Here is a 15,779-nt window from a genome sequence, read left to right as displayed (position 1 = left end):
CCGGCAGGGGTGCACCGCGCGGCTGATATCGAGTATCGAGAACGGATGCCGATCCGGGTTCGTCATGTACCTCATCCGATCGACCGCACGGCCGTGGCCCCGGGTCGAGGCGGCGCGACCGCCGGTATGTATCGATGCGATTGAGCGATCTGTGGCGCGGCCGGCCACGCGCGATCCCGCCGGACCCGGACTATCCGCTGCTGGAGCAGATCATCGAGGGGTATCTGCATCAGGACATGGACCTGCTCCATTCGACCATGTCGGACGCGATCGCCGAATGGTCCAGTCGGGCGGAGCCGGGGGAGCGGGCGCGGGTGATCGTGGAGATCGACCGCTTCCTCGTGAACGAAGCGAGCGACGCTGATGCCGCCTTCGTGAAGCGATGGGGCATGGATGTGAACCCGCCGGATCTGGGCTGCAGCAGCACCGGGTTTCTCCACATGGTACGTGCCATCGCCGTCGATCCGGCCGTTGCATCCCGCTTTCGCGAATGCTGGTGACGATGGTGAAACGGGAAACAGCGTTTCGCAGGCGCACCGCAGGCCGGTTAGCACATCCGCTTGTGCCGATCCGCGTCACCTGACCCGTACCGCCGTCCATATACCGCCGACGGCGGAGGTGGCGCTGATGCAGGACCGCCGCCTGTGACGAACGAAGGCCGCGGCCCCGCTGTCCTACGATCGCGCTTTCTGGCACAGCCGCGACGATGACCATTGTTCTCCCCCCCTCTCAAGCGGCGCACACCTGTCGCACCGGTGTCGCGTCGCGGGCGCGTCCCCGTCGCGCAGCCCCCGAACACCGCGCCACCGCCTCAACATTCGCAACATTCACCGCCGCCACGGACGCCCGCGCATGACCCCCGCCGCCCGTACCCAGGCCGCGATCGAGTTGCTCGACGCGATCATCCTTGCCGCGCGCGAGGGCGGCGCGGCGGCCGATACGCTGATCGCCCGCTATTTTGCGCAGCGCCGCTATGCCGGATCGAAGGATCGCCGCGCGGTCCGCGAACTCGTCTATGCCGCGATCCGTGCGCTGGGGGAGGTGCCCGCCAGCGGGCGCGCCGCGATGCTGACGCTGGCGAGCGCGGACGCGGCGCTGGCCGCGACCTTCGACGGCTCCACCCACGGCCCGGCGCCGATCGCCGCGGGGGAGGCGCCGGCTCCGGCCGGGCTGCATCCGCGCTGGCTGGTCGACGAACTCGCCGCCTCTGGCGTCGATGCCGCCGAACAGGCCGCGCTGATCGACCGCGCGCCGCTCGACGTCCGGCTGCTCGATCCCGATGCCGAAATCCCCGATGCCGCGCCGATCCCCGGCCTGCCGCACGCCCGCCGCCTGCCGGCCGGGGCGGACGTCGCCGCGCTCGGCGGCTTGGCGGAGGTGCAGGACGCCGGCAGCCAGGCGGTGACGCTCGCCGCCGGCGCCACGCCGGGGATGACCGTCCTCGATCTATGCGCCGGGGCCGGGGGCAAGAGCCTCGCGCTCGCCGCGCAGATGGCGGGGGAGGGGCGCATCATCGCCGCCGATATCGACCGGGCGCGCCTGTCGCGGCTCGCGCCCCGCGCCGAACGCGCGGGCGTGTCGTTCATCGAGACGCGGCTGCTCGATCCGGGGCACGAACGCGCCGCGCTCGTCGATGTCGCCGCCGACGTGGTGTTCGTCGATGCCCCCTGTTCGGGCACCGGCACGTGGCGTCGCAACCCGGAGGCGCGCTGGCGGCTGACACCGGCGCGGCTCGACGGCTTCGTCGCGGCACAGCGCAACGTGATGGGGATCGGCGCGGGCTGCGTCCGGCCCGGTGGCGCGCTGGTCTATGTCGTCTGCTCGCTGCTCGATGCGGAGGGCGCGGCGCAGGTCGATGCCTTCCTGTCCGCCTTTCCCGGCTGGGTCGCCGAGCCGCTGTCGCTGCCGTTCGGCCGCGCGCGGGGTTCGGGGTTGCGGCTGACGCCGGCGCATGACGGCACCGACGGCTTTTTTGTCGCACGCCTCCGGGCGCCGTGCTAACCGCCAGTGGTCGTGCCGAAGCTGGAGCCGTTCATGCGTTTCACGTCCGTCGCCGTCGCCCTTTCGCTGGCGCTGGTGTCGATCTCCACATCGCTGCATGGCCAGCGCCCCGATGACCAGATCGACCCGCGCAGCATGGCGTTGCTGCAACAGGGGCGTGCGGCGCAGGCGGCGGGCAATCTCGACGGCGCGACCGACCTGATCGAAAGCGCGGTCACCGTCGATCCGCGCAACCGCCAGGGGTTCATCGCGCTGGCGCAGGTCGCCGATGCGCGCGGCCTGCCGGGCAAGGCGATCCGCCTCTATCGCGAGGCGCTGCTCCTCGAGCCGAACGACGTCGACGCGCTGTCGGGGCAGGGCGCGGCGCTGGTGGAAAAGGGCGCCGTGGAACGCGCGCGCCAGAATCTCTCGCGCGTGCGGACCCTGTGCAAGGGCACCTGCCCGCAGGCGACGACGCTCGCCGCCGCCATCGCCAAGGGGCCGCCCGCGATCACCACCGCCCAGGCGGAAGTGACGAAGGTGCCGCCCAAGGCCTCGGCGAAGGACTGACGCCTAGGAAGCGGCGCTCAACCGCCGTGCCACCGCGACGAAGGCGACGACGTCTACCGTCTCGGCCCGGCGGGTGGGGTCGATCCCCTCGGCCTCCAGCGCCGCGATCGCGCCCGGCACGCCGCGCACGCTCTGCCGCAGCATCTTGCGCCGCTGCCCGAATGCCGCCGCGGTCAGCCGCTCCAGAATGGCGAGGTCGACCCCAGCCGGCGCCTCGGTGGGGGTGATGTGCACCACCGCCGACATCACCTTGGGCGGCGGGGTGAAGGCGGAACGGTGCACCGGCATCGCGATCCGCGCCGCGCTGCGCCACTGCGACAGCACCGCCAGCCGCCCATAGGCATCGTCTCCGGCGCCCGCGACGATCCGGTCCGCCACCTCGCGCTGGAACATCAGCGTCAGCGAACGCCACCACGGCAGCCAATCGGCGGAGAGCCACCCGATCAAGAGCGCGGTACCGACATTGTACGGCAGGTTCGACACGATATGCGGCGCGCCGTCGAACAGCGCGCGGGCATCGATCTCGGTCGCATCCCCCTCGATGACCCGCAGCTTGCCCGGATAGGCCGCCTCCAGTTCGGCCAGCGCCGGCATGCAGCGCCGGTCGCGCTCGATCGCGGTCACCCGCGCCCCCTGCGCCAGCAACGCCCGCGTCAGCCCGCCAGGGCCGGGGCCGACCTCCAGCACCTCGGCATCGGTGAGGTCGCCGGGGATGCGGGCGATCCGAGCCAGCAATTGCGCATCGAACAGGAAGTTCTGTCCCAGCGCCTTGGACGCCGACAGGCCGTGCCGCGCGATCACCTCGCGCAGCGGCGGCAACTCGACCATGCCGGTCATGCGGCGGCGGTGCAGCGCGCGCGGTTGGCCGCGGCCTCGTCCGCCATCAGGATCGCGGCGATCATCGCGCCGGGATGCGCGCGGTCCTGACCCGCGATCCCGAAGGCGGTGCCATGGTCGGGCGAGGTGCGCACGATCGGCAGCCCCAAGGTGATGTTGACGCCGTCATCGAAGAACAACGTCTTGAGCGGGATCAGCGCTTGGTCGTGGTAGCAGCACAGCGCCGCGTCATAGTCGGCACGCGCGCGGGCGTGGAACATCGTGTCCGCCGCGAACGGCCCGCGTGCGTCGATCCCCTCGGCAACCAGCTGCTCGATCGCGGGGATCATCACGTCGATCTCCTCGCGCCCGATCGCGCCGCCCTCTCCGGCATGGGGGTTGACGCCGGCAAAGGCCAGCCGGGGCCGCTCGATCCCGAAATTGCGCCACAGGCCGCGCGCGGTGACCCGCGCCTTGCCCACCAGCAGCTCGACCGTCAGCAGCGCGGGCACTTCGGCCAGCGCCACGTGCGTCGTGATCGGGACCACGCGCAGCCCGGGCCCGGCCAGCATCATGACGGCGTTGTCGCGCGAGATGCCGCAGCGTTCGGCAACGAACTCGGTCTGCCCCGGATGGGTGAAGCCGATGCCGTACAGCTGCGCCTTGGATACCGGCCCGGTCACCAGCGCGCGCGCCGCGCCCGAACGGACCAGCCCCGCGGCCAGCTCCAGCGCGTGCAGCGCACTGCGCGCGCCGTCGGGATCGGGCGTGCCGGGGACGATATCGCCGCCGTCCTCGACCGTCATTACCGGCAGCGCCTCGTCGAACAGCCGCGTGCCGGCGGTCAGGTCGGTGACAATTTGCACCGGCCCGTCCCATACCTGCCGGATTGCGCGGCAATCGCCCACCGCGACGAACGGCGGCAGTCCGCGCTCGTGCCGCGCCGCCCACGCCTTGGCGATGATCTCCGGCCCGATCCCCGCGGGATCGCCCATCGATACCATGATCGGGGCGGTGCGGTCCGGCTGATGCATCCGCGGCGCCTCAGCGATACTCGATCACGGCGTCGCGGCGCAGGTCGCGCAGCGCCTGCTGCGCGCGCAGGTTGACGCGCTGCTGCTCCAGCTGGTTCTGGATCTGCGCCGCGCCCGGCAGCTGGCCGCTGGCCACTTCGTCGCGGCCGCACAGCACCAGCGTGCGCACGCCTTCCTCGGGGTTGCCGAACGGCGGCGTCGCCTGGCCGACCTGCAGCTTCAGCATGATCGCCTGCAGCTGCGGCGGCAGATCGCGCACCCGCACTGAATCGTTGTCGACCACCTCGGCGTTCAGCGTCGCGGCGATCTGCGGCACCGAGCCGCAGCCCTTCAGCTTCTCGATCGCGGTGGCGAAGGCGGCGGTGCGCTGCGTCGCCTGCGCCTGCGTGGTGCCGGCGGGGAATTTGATCGTCAGCTGCTTCAGGCTCAGGCGCGCGTCGCGCGGGTCGGCCATCAGCACTTGGCGCTTGTCCGCCAGATACAGGATCGAGAAGCCGCCCGGCGTCGGCACCGGGCCTGCGACCTGGCCGACCTGCATCGTCTGCGTCGCCTGCGCCAGCGCGTCGGGCAGCTGCGCGGCGCGGACCCAGCCCAGGTCGCCGCCGACGCTGCGCGTCGTCGCGGCGGAGAAATTGCGCGCGAAATAGGCGAACGGCGCCTGCCCCTTGCCGATCTCGGCGATGATCTGGCGCGCGTTGTTGAACACTTCCTGCTCGCGGTCCGGGGTCGCGGCGAGGTAGATCTCGTTGAGGTGATATTCCTCGGTCCCCTTGGCCGCTTCCAGCCGGTTGAGGATCGCCTTCACCTCTTCGTCGCCCACGTTGACGAACGGCTCGACGCGGCGGCGCAGATAGCGGTTCCACGCCAACTCGCCTTCGATCTGGCGGCGGATCGAGCGTTCGGACGACCCGTTCTGCGTCAGCCACTGCGTGAACTGCGCGGGCGTGCGGTTGAAGTTCTTGGCGACGCCGGCGTACGCCTGATCCAGCTCGGCCTTGGTAATCGTGATGTCGGCGGTCTTGGCCTGCTGGATCTGCAACGTCTCGTCGATCAGCTGGCGCAGCACCTGCACGCGCAGCCGCTCGCGATCCTGATCGGACAGCTTGGCGTTGTTCGCCGTCGCCACCAGCGCGACGCGCTGGTCGACGTCGGTGCCCGTGATGACGGTCTCGTTGACGATCGCGGTCGCCTTGCGGATGTTCGAATCCGTCTTGCCGAAAATCTGCAGGTTCGACGGGATGTTCAGCCCGGTGTTGTCGGGCAGCGCCTGATCCTCGACCGTCTGCGCGATGGCAGCCGCGGCCGCGCCCAGCGCCAGCACGGTCCCCAGCATCCGGCGGATCAGCAGCGCCGCGCCCTTCTTCGTCGTCATCACCGTTTCTCGAAATCCCGTTGGTGTCGCGGACTGGCGCGCGCGCGACTGTCCCGTGTGGCGGAGTTGCCCGATGTCAGCTGAACCGTGGCTTAGCGGCCGAGGTTCTTCAAGGAAAGCGTCAACAGATAGCTGTTGCCGGCGCGCGCGTCGCCGGTCGACTGATAGTCGCGCCGCCACGTCAGCCCCAGATCGATACAATCGTCTTCATAGGCGACACCCACGCGGTGGCGGATCGGGGTGAAGCCGTCCGACTGCGACAGCGGGTCTTCCGCACGGTCGGTCAGGTCGATCATCGCCGATCCCCACACCGACCAGTAACGCGCGAACGCCAGCCGCCCGCCCGCGCGCACCTCCTCGCGGTCCTGCAGATCCTCCAGCCCCTGGATGTTGCGGTTGAGCCGCAGATAACCGACCGTCGCATAGGTGCGGCGCGAACCGACCGTCGCGTCGATCTCGTTCCGGCGTACCGCCAGATTGTCCTTGTCCAGGCGATAGCGATGGGTGAACGTCACGAACTCGCCGATCCGCACGTTGGTGCGCCCGACGATGTCGGAGAAGCGATCGGACAGGCCCGTCCCGCTGGGCAGGATCGTCGGCCGGTCGTTGAGGCGATAGCTCTGCCCCACCGTCGCGGAAACCGCGATCCCGGTCAGGTCCAGCGACCAGTCGGCGCCATAGGTGACGCGGCTCGAATCCTCCCACCGGTCGTATCCGGGGAAGCGGTTCAGCGCGAACAGGTTGGAATCCTCCAGATCCACCGCGCGCGCATCCTCGTTGGGGACGGCCAGGTTGCGGGTCGGCGGCGTCGCGACGATCTGCAGGCGCGGCGCGAACCGCTGGAAGCCGCCCAGCAACTGCCCGACGAACGGCCAGCGCACCTCGGCGGCCAGTGCGCCGATCGCGCGCGTCTGGAACCCGTCCAGCCCGCGATAGCTGGCGATCGTCGTCGCCGCACTGCCGCTGGTGTTATAGGCGTCGCCGCGGCCGAAGGCGGTCAGCAACACTTCCTGCCCCAACGTGGTGATCCCGCGCCAGTCCCAGCGCGCGCTGACGAACGCGCGCTGCGTGTCCTGCCCGGCGCGTCGCCCGATCGCCAGCGTATTGGCCTGCACCTGGATCGTCCCGCCCAGCAGCGCGTCGGTGAAGCGCCGGCGATAGTCGATTTCCGGTAAAGCGACCGGCTGCATCCCCTGCCGTTCGCCGACGCGCAGCGTCTGCACCGCCCAGCCGGCGATCGACAGATAGCTGTCGGCGTCGATCCGCTCCAGCGCGACATGCGTGCGCAGCCGATCCTCGCGCGAGATGTCGTAGCGGCGCAGGAACGTGCGGTCGGTGACCATCCGCAGCGATCCCGACAGCGACCAGTTCGGGTCGAGCTGGAACCGCGCCTTGCCATCCAGATAGCCGCGCAGCGCGCGTTCCGTCTCGGTGGTGAACCCGCCCGACAGGTCGCCGCTGCGCCGGCTGCTGGTGGCGTAGCCGGTCAGCGAGAAGGCGCCGAGCTGCGTCACCTGCGCATAGCGCATCTCCAGCATCGGCAGTTCGGAGGAGAACAGGTGCGGCGCGACGATCAGCGAGCGATCCTGCCCCAGCGCGATATTGATCGGCAGCACCAGTTCGACGCCGTTCAGCCGCGTGATCCCGATCCCCGGCGTCAGCAGCCCGGTATCGTTCGCCTCGCCCACCGGCACGCTGAACCGCGGCAGCGCCGGGCTGGTGAGGCCCAGAAGGTGGAAGCGCGCCTGGTCGAAATAGACGCGCTCGCGGTCGGGGCGGTACGTCACCTTGACCGCGGTGATCTTCCACGACGGTTCCTTGGGGCAGCCGTCGCTGTCGGTCACCGGGCATTGCGAGAAGGCCGCGCGATCCAGCAGCACCGTGCCGTCCTGCTGGCGCGTGCCGCGGACCGCCGCGATCCGCCCGCCGCGTTCCAGCACGACCAAGATGTTGTCGACCACGCCGTCCTTCAGCGAATCGGTCAGCTCGATCGAATCGCCATAGGCGACGTCGCCCTGCGGGTTGGTCACCGCGACGTTGCCGGTCGCCACGACGCGCCCGGTCTTGCGGTTCCACTCCACCTTGTCGGCGCGCAGCCGGTCGCCCTCGCGCGTCATCCGCACCGCGCCCGCGGCGGTCACGATATCGGCGTTATAGTCATATTCCAGCGTGCCGGCGCTGAACTGCACCTGATCCGCCGCCACGGGCGCGGCGGTGCTTTCGATGGCCGGCGCGGGGGGCGCGACGGGGCGATCCTGCAACGTCTGGGCGGCGGCCGGTCCCGCCATCGACAACCAGATCGCACCACCGGCGAGAAGATCCAGACGCCTCACGTTGCTCCCGTCGACCGCATGGTGCGCCGCCGGAATGGCAAGGGCGCATCGTCGCAGCCCTATCGCATCGCGCGGCGCGTGCTGCAACGCTTTGCGCCGCGCCCCGCCAGCGGCTAGGGAGCCGGGACGGAACGAAAGGTATGTGTAGATGAAGATCGCGTTCGCCCCCAGCCGCCCCGCCGATGCCGCCGTCCTGGCATTGCCCGTACGCAAGGGCGACGCGCTGACCGGGCTGGTCGCCGGCGCCGATGCGCTGATCGAGGCGGCGGCGCGCGGTGCGCGGTTCGAGGGGGAGGCCGGCAGCAGCGCCGAGCTGTTCGTCGCCGCTGACGGCATTGCGCAGCGCATCGTGCTGCTGGGCGTCGGCACCGGTGACGACGCGGCCTACGAACGCGCCGGCGGCGCGCTGACCGCGCGGCTGCTCACCTCCGGCGCAACGTCGGCGGTCGCCGATCTGTCGGGGGTCGATGCCGCCGCGACCGCGCGGTTCGCGGCCGGCGCCGCGCAGCGCGCGTGGCGGTTCGACGAATATCGCACCAGGCTCCCCGAAAAGCAGAAGCCGACGCTGGCCGCGCTGACGGTGGTCGGCGACGATGCCGCCTGGCCGGCGCGCGAGGCGGTGACCGCCGGGCTCGACCTTGCCCGCACGCTCGCCGCGCTGCCGCCTAACGTGCTCTACCCGGAAACGTTCGTGGAGCGCGTGCTGGCGGCGGTCGACGGCCTCGGGCTGGAGGCAACGGTGCTGGACGAGGCGCAGATGCGTGAGCTGGGCATGGGCGCGCTGCTGGGCGTGGCGCAGGGGTCGGCGCGTGCGCCGCGAATCCTGGCGCTCAAATGGAACGGCGCGGGCGAGGGAGCGCCGGTCACCGCGCTGGTCGGCAAGGGCGTGACGTTCGACACCGGCGGCATCTCGATCAAGCCGGCGGCCGGCATGGAGGACATGAAGTGGGACATGGGCGGCGCGGGCGCGGTCGCGGGGGCGATGCTGTCGCTCGCACGGCGCGGCGCGAAGGCCAATGTCGTCGGCGTGATGGGGCTGGTCGAAAACATGCCCGACGGCAATGCGCAGCGCCCCGGCGACGTCGTCACCAGCATGTCGGGCCAGACGGTCGAGGTCATCAACACCGATGCCGAGGGGCGGCTGGTGCTGTGCGACTGCCTGACCTGGGTGCAGAGCGTCCACAAGCCGGCGACGATCGTCGATCTCGCCACGCTGACCGGCGCGATGATCGTCAGCCTGGGCAACGAATATGGCGGGCTGTTCGCCAATGACGATCCGCTGGCCGACGCGCTGCTGTCGGCGGGACGGGCCTCGGGCGACCAGCTGTGGCGCTTCCCGCTGTCAGAGGCCTACGACAAGCTGATCGATTCGCCGATCGCCGACATGAAGAACGTCGGCCCGCGCGGCGCGGGATCGATCACCGCCGCGCAGTTCCTGCAACGCTATATCGACAAGGGCGTGGCCTGGGCGCATCTCGACATCGCCGGCATGGTCTGGGCGGACAAGGACGGCCCGACCTGGGCGAAGGGTGCGACCGGCTTCGGCGTGCGCGTCCTCGACCGCTTCATCGCCGACCGCGAGGCATAAGGCGGGCGGGCGGGGCGCGGTGCAGGTCGATTTCTATCATCTGGTGCACACGCCGCTGGAACGCGCGCTGCCGCAGATCGCCGAGAAGGTGGTGGCGAGCGGCGCGCGCCTGCTGATCGTCGCCGCCGCGCCCGATCGGCAGGCCGCGCTCGACCGGCTGTTGTGGAGCCACACGCCCGACAGCTTCCTGCCCCATGCGGTCGCGGGCACCGCCGACGACACGCGCCAGCCGGTGCTGATCGCGGGGGACGTCACGCCCGCCAACGGCGCGCGCCATGTCGCGCTGGTCGACGGCGAATGGCGCGACGCCGCGCTCGATTTCGACCGCGCGTTCCATTTCTTCGACGACGATCATATCGCCGCGGCGCGGACCGCGTGGAAATCGCTGGCGGCGCGCGACGGGGTGGAGCGACGCTACTGGAAACAGAATGACGCCGGCCGCTGGGAACAGGCCTCCTGACGCCACCCGCGGCTTGCATCGCCGCGACGTCGGGCCTAGGGCGGCGCCACTTTTCCGCAATCCTCATTTTCAGGAGCCCGTGACCGTCATGGCCGCGAACCGTACCTTTTCGATCATCAAGCCCGACGCCACGCGCCGCAACCTGACCGGCGCGGTCACCAAGATGCTGGAGGAAGCCGGCCTGCGCGTCGTCGCCTCCAAGCGGATCCAGATGACGAAGGAGCAGGCCGAGGGCTTCTACGCGGTCCACAAGGAGCGCCCGTTCTTCAACGATCTGGTCGCGTTCATGACCTCCGGCCCGGTCGTCGTGCAGGTGCTGGAAGGCGAGAACGCGATGCAGCGCAACCGCGACATCATGGGTGCCACCAATCCGGAAAACGCCGCGCCGGGCACGATCCGCAAGGAACTGGCCGAATCGATCGAGGCGAACACCGTCCACGGTTCGGATTCGGACGAGAATGCCGCGATCGAGATCGCGTACTTCTTCAAGCCCGAAGAGATCGTCGGCTGATGACCGCCTGGCGGCTGCGGCGTGCGTCGGTGGACGATGCCGCCGCCGTCGCGCTGGTCGCACGCGCCAGCTTTCTGGATACCTTCGCCGGCGTGCTGTCGGGCGCGGACATCCTCGCGCATCTCGACGGCAAGAGCCGGCCCGAACAGTTCGCGGCGTGGAGCACGGATCCCGCCGCGGTGCTGACGCTCGCCGAACATGCCGTCGGCGCCGCCCCGGTCGGCTATTCGCTGCTCACCCCGCCGGACGAAGTGGGCGAAACCGGCCCCAGCGATATCGAGCTGCGTCGCATCTACACGCTGTCGGCCGCGCGCGGCACCGGGCTGGGCGCTGCGCTGATGGCGCAGGCGATCGCCGATGGACGCGCGCTGGGTGCGCGCCGGATGTGGCTGGGGGTGTTCGCCGGCAATGCCCGCGCCCGCGCCTTCTACGAACGACAGGGCTTCGCCGTCGCTGCCGAACGCCGTTTCAAGGTCGGCGGGACGTGGTGCGACGATCGCATCTACGCCCGCGACCTGTAAGCCCTACGGCGCAAGCCGCGCCCAGGCCGCGTCCAGCGTCGCCTGGTCGCCGCCGCGCTGGCGAAGTCGCAGACCGTCCAGCTTGAGCACCCGGCCGCGCAGGAGCCGTCCTTCCGTCCGCCACACTACATCATAGGTGTCGGTGGCGACACGCGGGGTGTCGCCATCGAAGTAGCGGACGGTCACCAGCACCGGCAGCCGCCCCGACCGGCTGTCGTCACCCTTGTCGGTCGCCGCCAGCAGCGCGCCGGCGAACCAGTCCGCGTCGATCTGCGGATCGCCCGCCGGTCGCTGCGCCGGGATGCCCAGCGTTCGCGGGAAGACGATGCGCGCCTCGCTCAATTCGTGCCGCTCGTCCTTCAGCGCCAGCACCCGGCCGCCGTCCTCGACGCTCGCCGACAGGTCGACGCGGCCACGCTCGCGCGCGGCCGCGCGTTGTTCGGCGATCTTCTCTGCCTGCTCCGCGCGCTTGTCGCTCCAGCTCAGCCACAATGTCAGGGCGCCGATCAGCAGCCCGGCGACCGCCACCACTTCCGCCAGCGTCACCCAGCGCCGCCGCGTCGCGGCGGCTTCCCGCCGTTCCTCGCGCGTTTCCGGCGGCGTGTCGGGTGAGGGCTCGGCGCCGTCGCTCACCGCCCGCCGGCCTCCAGCAGTCGCCCCGGCGCGGCCAGTTCCCAACTGCGCGCGATCCGGTCCTCTACCAGCGTCCAGTCGACGTCCGCCGCCGCCACGTTCATCGAGACCCAGCCCGCCGGCCCCAGATAAGCCGGGCGCGAATAGGTTTCCGGCGCCGCGTCGATCAGCATCGCCTGTTCGTCCGCGCCGCTGGTGCGCACGCACACCACCGTCCGTCCTTCGCCGTGGTGATTGTCGCGAAACTGCGCGAACTGCTTGCCCGCGACGAAGAACGTCGGCTGCCCGTGGCTCACCCGCTCCTCGACCTCCGGGAGCAGCAGCGCGGCGGCGCGGATCCGGTCGAGGACGTCGGTCATCGGCGTACCATGTCCGCCAGAACGGCGGGATACAACCGATGTTCCGCCGCCAGCACGCGCTCTGCCAGCGTGTCGGGCGTGTCGCCGGGCAGGATCGGCACGCGCGCCTGTCCCAGCACCTCGCCGCCGTCCAGCTCCTCGGTCACCAGATGGACCGAACAGCCCGCCTCGGCATCCCCGGCCGCGATCGCGCGCGCATGCGTGTCCAGCCCCTTGTACTTCGGCAATAGCGAGGGGTGGATGTTGACGATCCGCCCGCGCCAGCGCGCGACGAAATCGTCCGACAGCAGCCGCATGTAACCGGCCAGCGCGATCCATTCCGCCCCGGCCTCACGCAACGCCGCGTCCAGCGCCGCTTCATAGGCCTGTTTGCCGATTCCCCTTGGCGACAGCGCGAAGGTCGGCAGCCCCGCCTGCAACGCCCAAGCGAGCCCCGCCGCCTCCGGTTTGTCCGAAGCGACGACGACGATCTCATAGGCATCGCCGGCATGGGCGGCGAGCGCCTGCATGTTCGATCCCCGGCCGGAGATCAGCACCGCGACCTTCGCCAGGGCCGGGGCGCCGGTCATGCGCCGTGCGTCGCGGTCCAGTCGGCCCGCGCGCTCCATGTCTCGGTGCTGCCGGTCACGGTGCAGCCGCGCGCGCCCGCCTCGATCCGGCCGATCATGAACACCGTCTCGCCCGCGGCCGTCAGTTCCTGCGCCACCTCCGCCGCTTCATCGGCAGAGACGATCGCGACCATCCCGATGCCGCAGTTGAACGTGCGCGCCATTTCCTCCGGCTCGATCCCGCCCTGCGCCTGCAGGAACGCCATCAGCCGCGGCTGTTCCCACGCATCGGCATCGACCACCGCATGCGCCTCGCGCGGCAGCACGCGCGGGATGTTCTCCAGCAGGCCGCCGCCGGTGATATGCGCCAGCCCCTTGATCCGATGCGACTTCAGCAGCGGCAGCAGGCTTCTGACGTAGATACGCGTCGGCGCCATCAGGTGATCGATCAGCAGCCTGTCCTGATCGAACAGCGCGGGGCGATCGAGCTTCCATCCCTTGTCCGCGGCCAGCCGCCGAACCAGCGAGAAGCCGTTGGAATGCACCCCCGACGACGCCAGCCCCAGGATCACGTCGCCCGCGCCGATCGCCGCGCCGGTCAGCACGTCGCCGCGCTCCACCGCGCCGACGCAGAAGCCGGCCAGATCGTAGTCACCGGCGGCATACATGCCCGGCATTTCCGCGGTTTCCCCGCCGATCAGCGCGCAACCCGCGATCCGGCACCCTTCGGCGATCGATGCGACGACGCTCTCCGCAACGGCATTGTCGAGTTTCCCCGTCGCGTAATAATCGAGGAAGAACAGCGGCTCGGCGCCCTGAACGATCAGGTCGTTGGCGCACATCGCGACCAGGTCGATGCCCACCCCGGCGTGGCGATCCCATTCGATCGCGAGTTTCAGCTTGGTGCCCACGCCGTCGTTGGCCGCGACCAGCAGCGGATCGATGAACCCCGCCGCCTTCAGATCGAAGAAGCCGCCGAACCCGCCCAGATCGGCGTCAGCGCCCGGCCGCCGCGTCGCGCGCGCCAACGGCGCGATCGCGCGGACCAGCGCGTTGCCGGCGGCGATCGACACGCCCGCGCTCTCATAGGTGTAGGGCTCGTTGCGTCCTTCGGTGCTCATGGCGGATGCGCCTAGCCACATCGCGCTTGGATTTCCACGCCTGCTTCGCCAAAAGACGCGCAACATGCGTGTCCGTCTTCCTGTCGCCCTGGCCTCGGCCGTTGCGGTCGCCGCGCTGGGCGCCGTTGCCGTCGTGGCGCAGATCGACGGCGCCGATCGCGGCGTCGCGGCGGTCGACAGCTCCAACGATTTCGAAGTCGCCGGCATCACCGTCGATACCAGCGGCCCCAATGCGGAGGCCGCGCGGCTCGCCGGCTGGCGCGAGGCGCAGCGCAAGGCGTTCGTCCAGCTGTCGCAGCGGCTGGGCGCGGGCGGCGGCGGCGCGGCCGACGGCACGCTCGATTCGATCGTCTCGGCGATCGTCGTCGATCGCGAGCAGATCGGGCCGAATCGCTACATCGCGCGACTCGGCGTGCTGTTCGATCGCGCGCGCACCTCGGCGCTGCTGGGCGTTTCCGCCTTCGTCAGCCGCTCGCCGCCGTTCGTCGTCGTTCCGGTGCAATGGTCGACCGGGGTGGGCACCACGTTCGAACAGCGCACCGTCTGGCAGGAGGCGTGGGCACGGTTCCGCACCGGCGGCAGCACCATCGACTATATCCGCCCGGCCGGCACCGGCCCGGACCCGTTGCTGCTCGATGTCGGGCAGACGCAGCGGCCCGACCGCGCGTGGTGGCGCGCGGTGATCGACCAATATGGCGGCAGCGACGTGCTGATCCCCACGGTCCGCCTGTACCGCCAATGGCCCGGCGGCCCGGTGGTGGGCGTGTTCGAGGCGCGCTACGGCCCCGACAACCGCCTGCTGCGCACCTTCACGCTGCGCGTCGGCAAGGCCGCGGGGCTGCCCGCGCTGCTCGACGAAGGCGTGCGGCGGATGGACGCGGCCTATCAGGAGGGGCTGCGCGGCGGCTATCTGCGCGCCGACAGCGGCCTCAATCCGATCATGCCGGTGGCGACGCCGACGCCCGGGCAGACGGTCGACGACCTGCTCGACACGCTCGCCCCGACGACGCCGTCCACCACTATCACCGTCCAGTTCGATACCCCCGATGCCGGCGCGGTGACCGGCGGGGAGGCGGCGATGCGCGGCGTGCCGGGCGTCGCCAGCGCCTCCACCACCAGCCTGGCGCTGGGCGGCGTGTCGCTGATGACGGTCGGCTATGCCGGCACGCCCGATGCCTTCCGCGCCGCGCTGGAGGCGCGCGGCTGGCAGGTGTTCGGCAACGGCACCACGATCCGCATCCGCCGCGCACCGCAATTGCTGCCCCCCGACGTGCGCGCGCTGGGATCGCCCACCGGATGAGCCAGATCGCGCTGCCGCTGGCATGGCAACCCGACGCGCGCGATGCCGAGTTTCTCGTCAGCCCTTCCAATGCGGTCGCCGTCGCGATGCTCGAACGCTGGGCGACCTGGCCGGTGCGCACCGCGGTGCTCGCCGGGCCGCCGCGGTCGGGACGCTCGCTGCTGGGCCGGATCTTCGCCGCGCGCGCGGGCGCGCAGGTGATCGACGATGCCCATCGCGAGCCGGAGGAGGCGTTGTTCCACGCCTGGAACCGCGCGCAGGAAGCGGGCCGGCCGCTGCTGCTGATCGCCGACGACGCGCCGCCGGCATGGCAGGTGGCGCTGCCCGACCTGCGCTCGCGGCTTCATGCCAGCCCCACCGCCACGATCGCGCCGCCCGACGACGCGCTGATGACCGCCCTGTTCGAACACGGCTTCGCGCAGCGGCGGCTGGACGCGCGGGCCGATCTGATCGCCTGGCTGGTCGCGCGGGTGGAGCGTCGTCACGCTTCTGTCATCGACGCGATGGATAGGCTGGACAGCGCGGCGCTGGCGGGCCGCCGGCGCTTGTCCATTCCGCTGGCGCGTGAAACCCTGCACGCGGTGCCCGCCTTCACCGACCGGAGCGACGAGACGACATGACCCGAACGCCCAA

At 70.8% G+C, this 15,779-nt stretch carries 17 protein-coding genes; 9 read left to right on the top strand and 8 right to left on the bottom strand.

Annotated features, from left to right (window positions below):
• Window positions 1-140: 140 nt before the first annotated feature.
• The 3 genes from COA17_RS11695 (at window position 141) to COA17_RS11685 (ending at window position 2,550) form a co-directional block, all read left to right on the top strand.
• Complete coding sequence (locus COA17_RS11695; RefSeq protein WP_096612614.1) at window positions 141-500, top strand: contact-dependent growth inhibition system immunity protein; 360 nt, start codon at window positions 141-143, stop codon at window positions 498-500.
• A gap of 352 nt (window positions 501-852) precedes the next feature.
• Window positions 853-2,001: an RsmB/NOP family class I SAM-dependent RNA methyltransferase gene (locus COA17_RS11690; RefSeq protein ID WP_096612612.1), complete on the top strand. Its 1,149-nt coding sequence runs from the start codon at window positions 853-855 to the stop codon at window positions 1,999-2,001.
• A gap of 33 nt (window positions 2,002-2,034) precedes the next feature.
• Window positions 2,035-2,550 carry a tetratricopeptide repeat protein gene (locus tag COA17_RS11685; protein WP_066489805.1) on the top strand — a complete coding sequence of 172 codons (516 nt, stop codon included), beginning with the start codon at window positions 2,035-2,037 and terminating at the stop codon, window positions 2,548-2,550.
• A gap of 3 nt (window positions 2,551-2,553) precedes the next feature.
• Here the strand turns inward: COA17_RS11685 and rsmA are convergent, their stop codons facing one another.
• From rsmA to COA17_RS11665, 4 genes are all read right to left on the bottom strand, one after another.
• Window positions 2,554-3,378, bottom strand: coding sequence for a 16S rRNA (adenine(1518)-N(6)/adenine(1519)-N(6))-dimethyltransferase RsmA (rsmA, locus tag COA17_RS11680; protein ID WP_096612610.1), 825 nt, complete (start codon window positions 3,376-3,378; stop codon window positions 2,554-2,556).
• 5 nt (window positions 3,379-3,383) lie between these two features.
• Window positions 3,384-4,400, bottom strand: a complete 1,017-nt coding sequence (gene pdxA, locus COA17_RS11675) for a 4-hydroxythreonine-4-phosphate dehydrogenase PdxA (RefSeq protein WP_082740978.1) — start codon at window positions 4,398-4,400, stop codon at window positions 3,384-3,386.
• A 10-nt stretch (window positions 4,401-4,410) separates the two neighbouring features.
• Complete coding sequence (locus COA17_RS11670) at window positions 4,411-5,772, bottom strand: peptidylprolyl isomerase (RefSeq protein WP_096612608.1); 1,362 nt, start codon at window positions 5,770-5,772, stop codon at window positions 4,411-4,413.
• A gap of 92 nt (window positions 5,773-5,864) precedes the next feature.
• A complete protein-coding gene (locus COA17_RS11665; protein ID WP_176484892.1) occupies window positions 5,865-8,060 on the bottom strand; it encodes an LPS-assembly protein LptD in 2,196 nt (731 codons plus the stop codon).
• A gap of 193 nt (window positions 8,061-8,253) precedes the next feature.
• Between COA17_RS11665 and COA17_RS11660 the strand changes: the two genes are divergently transcribed.
• From COA17_RS11660 to COA17_RS11645, 4 genes are all read left to right on the top strand, one after another.
• Window positions 8,254-9,693, top strand: a complete 1,440-nt coding sequence (locus tag COA17_RS11660; protein ID WP_096612604.1) for a leucyl aminopeptidase — start codon at window positions 8,254-8,256, stop codon at window positions 9,691-9,693.
• Between the two features lie 19 nt (window positions 9,694-9,712).
• Window positions 9,713-10,153, top strand: coding sequence for a DNA polymerase III subunit chi (locus COA17_RS11655; RefSeq protein WP_096612602.1), 441 nt, complete (start codon window positions 9,713-9,715; stop codon window positions 10,151-10,153).
• Window positions 10,154-10,241: 88 nt separating this feature from the next.
• A complete protein-coding gene (ndk, locus tag COA17_RS11650; RefSeq protein ID WP_066489768.1) occupies window positions 10,242-10,664 on the top strand; it encodes a nucleoside-diphosphate kinase in 423 nt (140 codons plus the stop codon).
• Window positions 10,664-11,185: a GNAT family N-acetyltransferase gene (locus COA17_RS11645; RefSeq protein WP_096612600.1), complete on the top strand. Its 522-nt coding sequence runs from the start codon at window positions 10,664-10,666 to the stop codon at window positions 11,183-11,185. Before ndk ends, COA17_RS11645 begins: the two co-directional genes overlap by 1 nt.
• Window positions 11,186-11,188: 3 nt before the next feature.
• On the opposite strand, the gene COA17_RS11640 is transcribed toward COA17_RS11645, so the two are convergent.
• The 4 genes from COA17_RS11640 to purM are packed head-to-tail and all read right to left on the bottom strand — an operon-like array spanning window position 11,189 to window position 13,846.
• Window positions 11,189-11,818: a hypothetical protein gene (locus COA17_RS11640; RefSeq protein WP_096612598.1), complete on the bottom strand. Its 630-nt coding sequence runs from the start codon at window positions 11,816-11,818 to the stop codon at window positions 11,189-11,191.
• Entirely contained in the window at window positions 11,815-12,177 is a 363-nt protein-coding gene (locus tag COA17_RS11635; protein WP_096612596.1) for an MmcQ/YjbR family DNA-binding protein, read from the bottom strand. Before COA17_RS11635 ends, COA17_RS11640 begins: the two co-directional genes overlap by 4 nt.
• The gene (gene purN / locus COA17_RS11630; protein WP_096612755.1) at window positions 12,174-12,746 is read right to left on the bottom strand and encodes a phosphoribosylglycinamide formyltransferase; all 573 of its coding nucleotides are present in this window, start codon (window positions 12,744-12,746) and stop codon (window positions 12,174-12,176) included. The genes COA17_RS11635 and purN overlap by 4 nt, the downstream gene beginning before the upstream one ends.
• The gene (purM, locus tag COA17_RS11625; protein WP_096612594.1) at window positions 12,743-13,846 is read right to left on the bottom strand and encodes a phosphoribosylformylglycinamidine cyclo-ligase; all 1,104 of its coding nucleotides are present in this window, start codon (window positions 13,844-13,846) and stop codon (window positions 12,743-12,745) included. Before purM ends, purN begins: the two co-directional genes overlap by 4 nt.
• A gap of 64 nt (window positions 13,847-13,910) precedes the next feature.
• On the opposite strand from purM, the gene COA17_RS11620 reads away from it, so the two are divergent.
• Both COA17_RS11620 and COA17_RS11615 read left to right on the top strand, forming a co-directional pair.
• Window positions 13,911-15,146, top strand: coding sequence for a hypothetical protein (locus COA17_RS11620; protein ID WP_096612592.1), 1,236 nt, complete (start codon window positions 13,911-13,913; stop codon window positions 15,144-15,146).
• Window positions 15,143-15,766, top strand: a complete 624-nt coding sequence (locus tag COA17_RS11615) for an HdaA/DnaA family protein (protein WP_066489758.1) — start codon at window positions 15,143-15,145, stop codon at window positions 15,764-15,766. The genes COA17_RS11620 and COA17_RS11615 overlap by 4 nt, the downstream gene beginning before the upstream one ends.
• The last annotated feature ends 13 nt before the right edge of the window (window positions 15,767-15,779 follow it).

The sequence above is a fragment of the Sphingomonas ginsenosidimutans genome (genome assembly GCF_002374835.1).
GTDB lineage: Bacteria > Pseudomonadota > Alphaproteobacteria > Sphingomonadales > Sphingomonadaceae > Sphingomonas > Sphingomonas ginsenosidimutans.
Note: the sequence above shows the minus strand (reverse complement) of the source record. Positions and strands in the feature narration are given on the sequence as shown.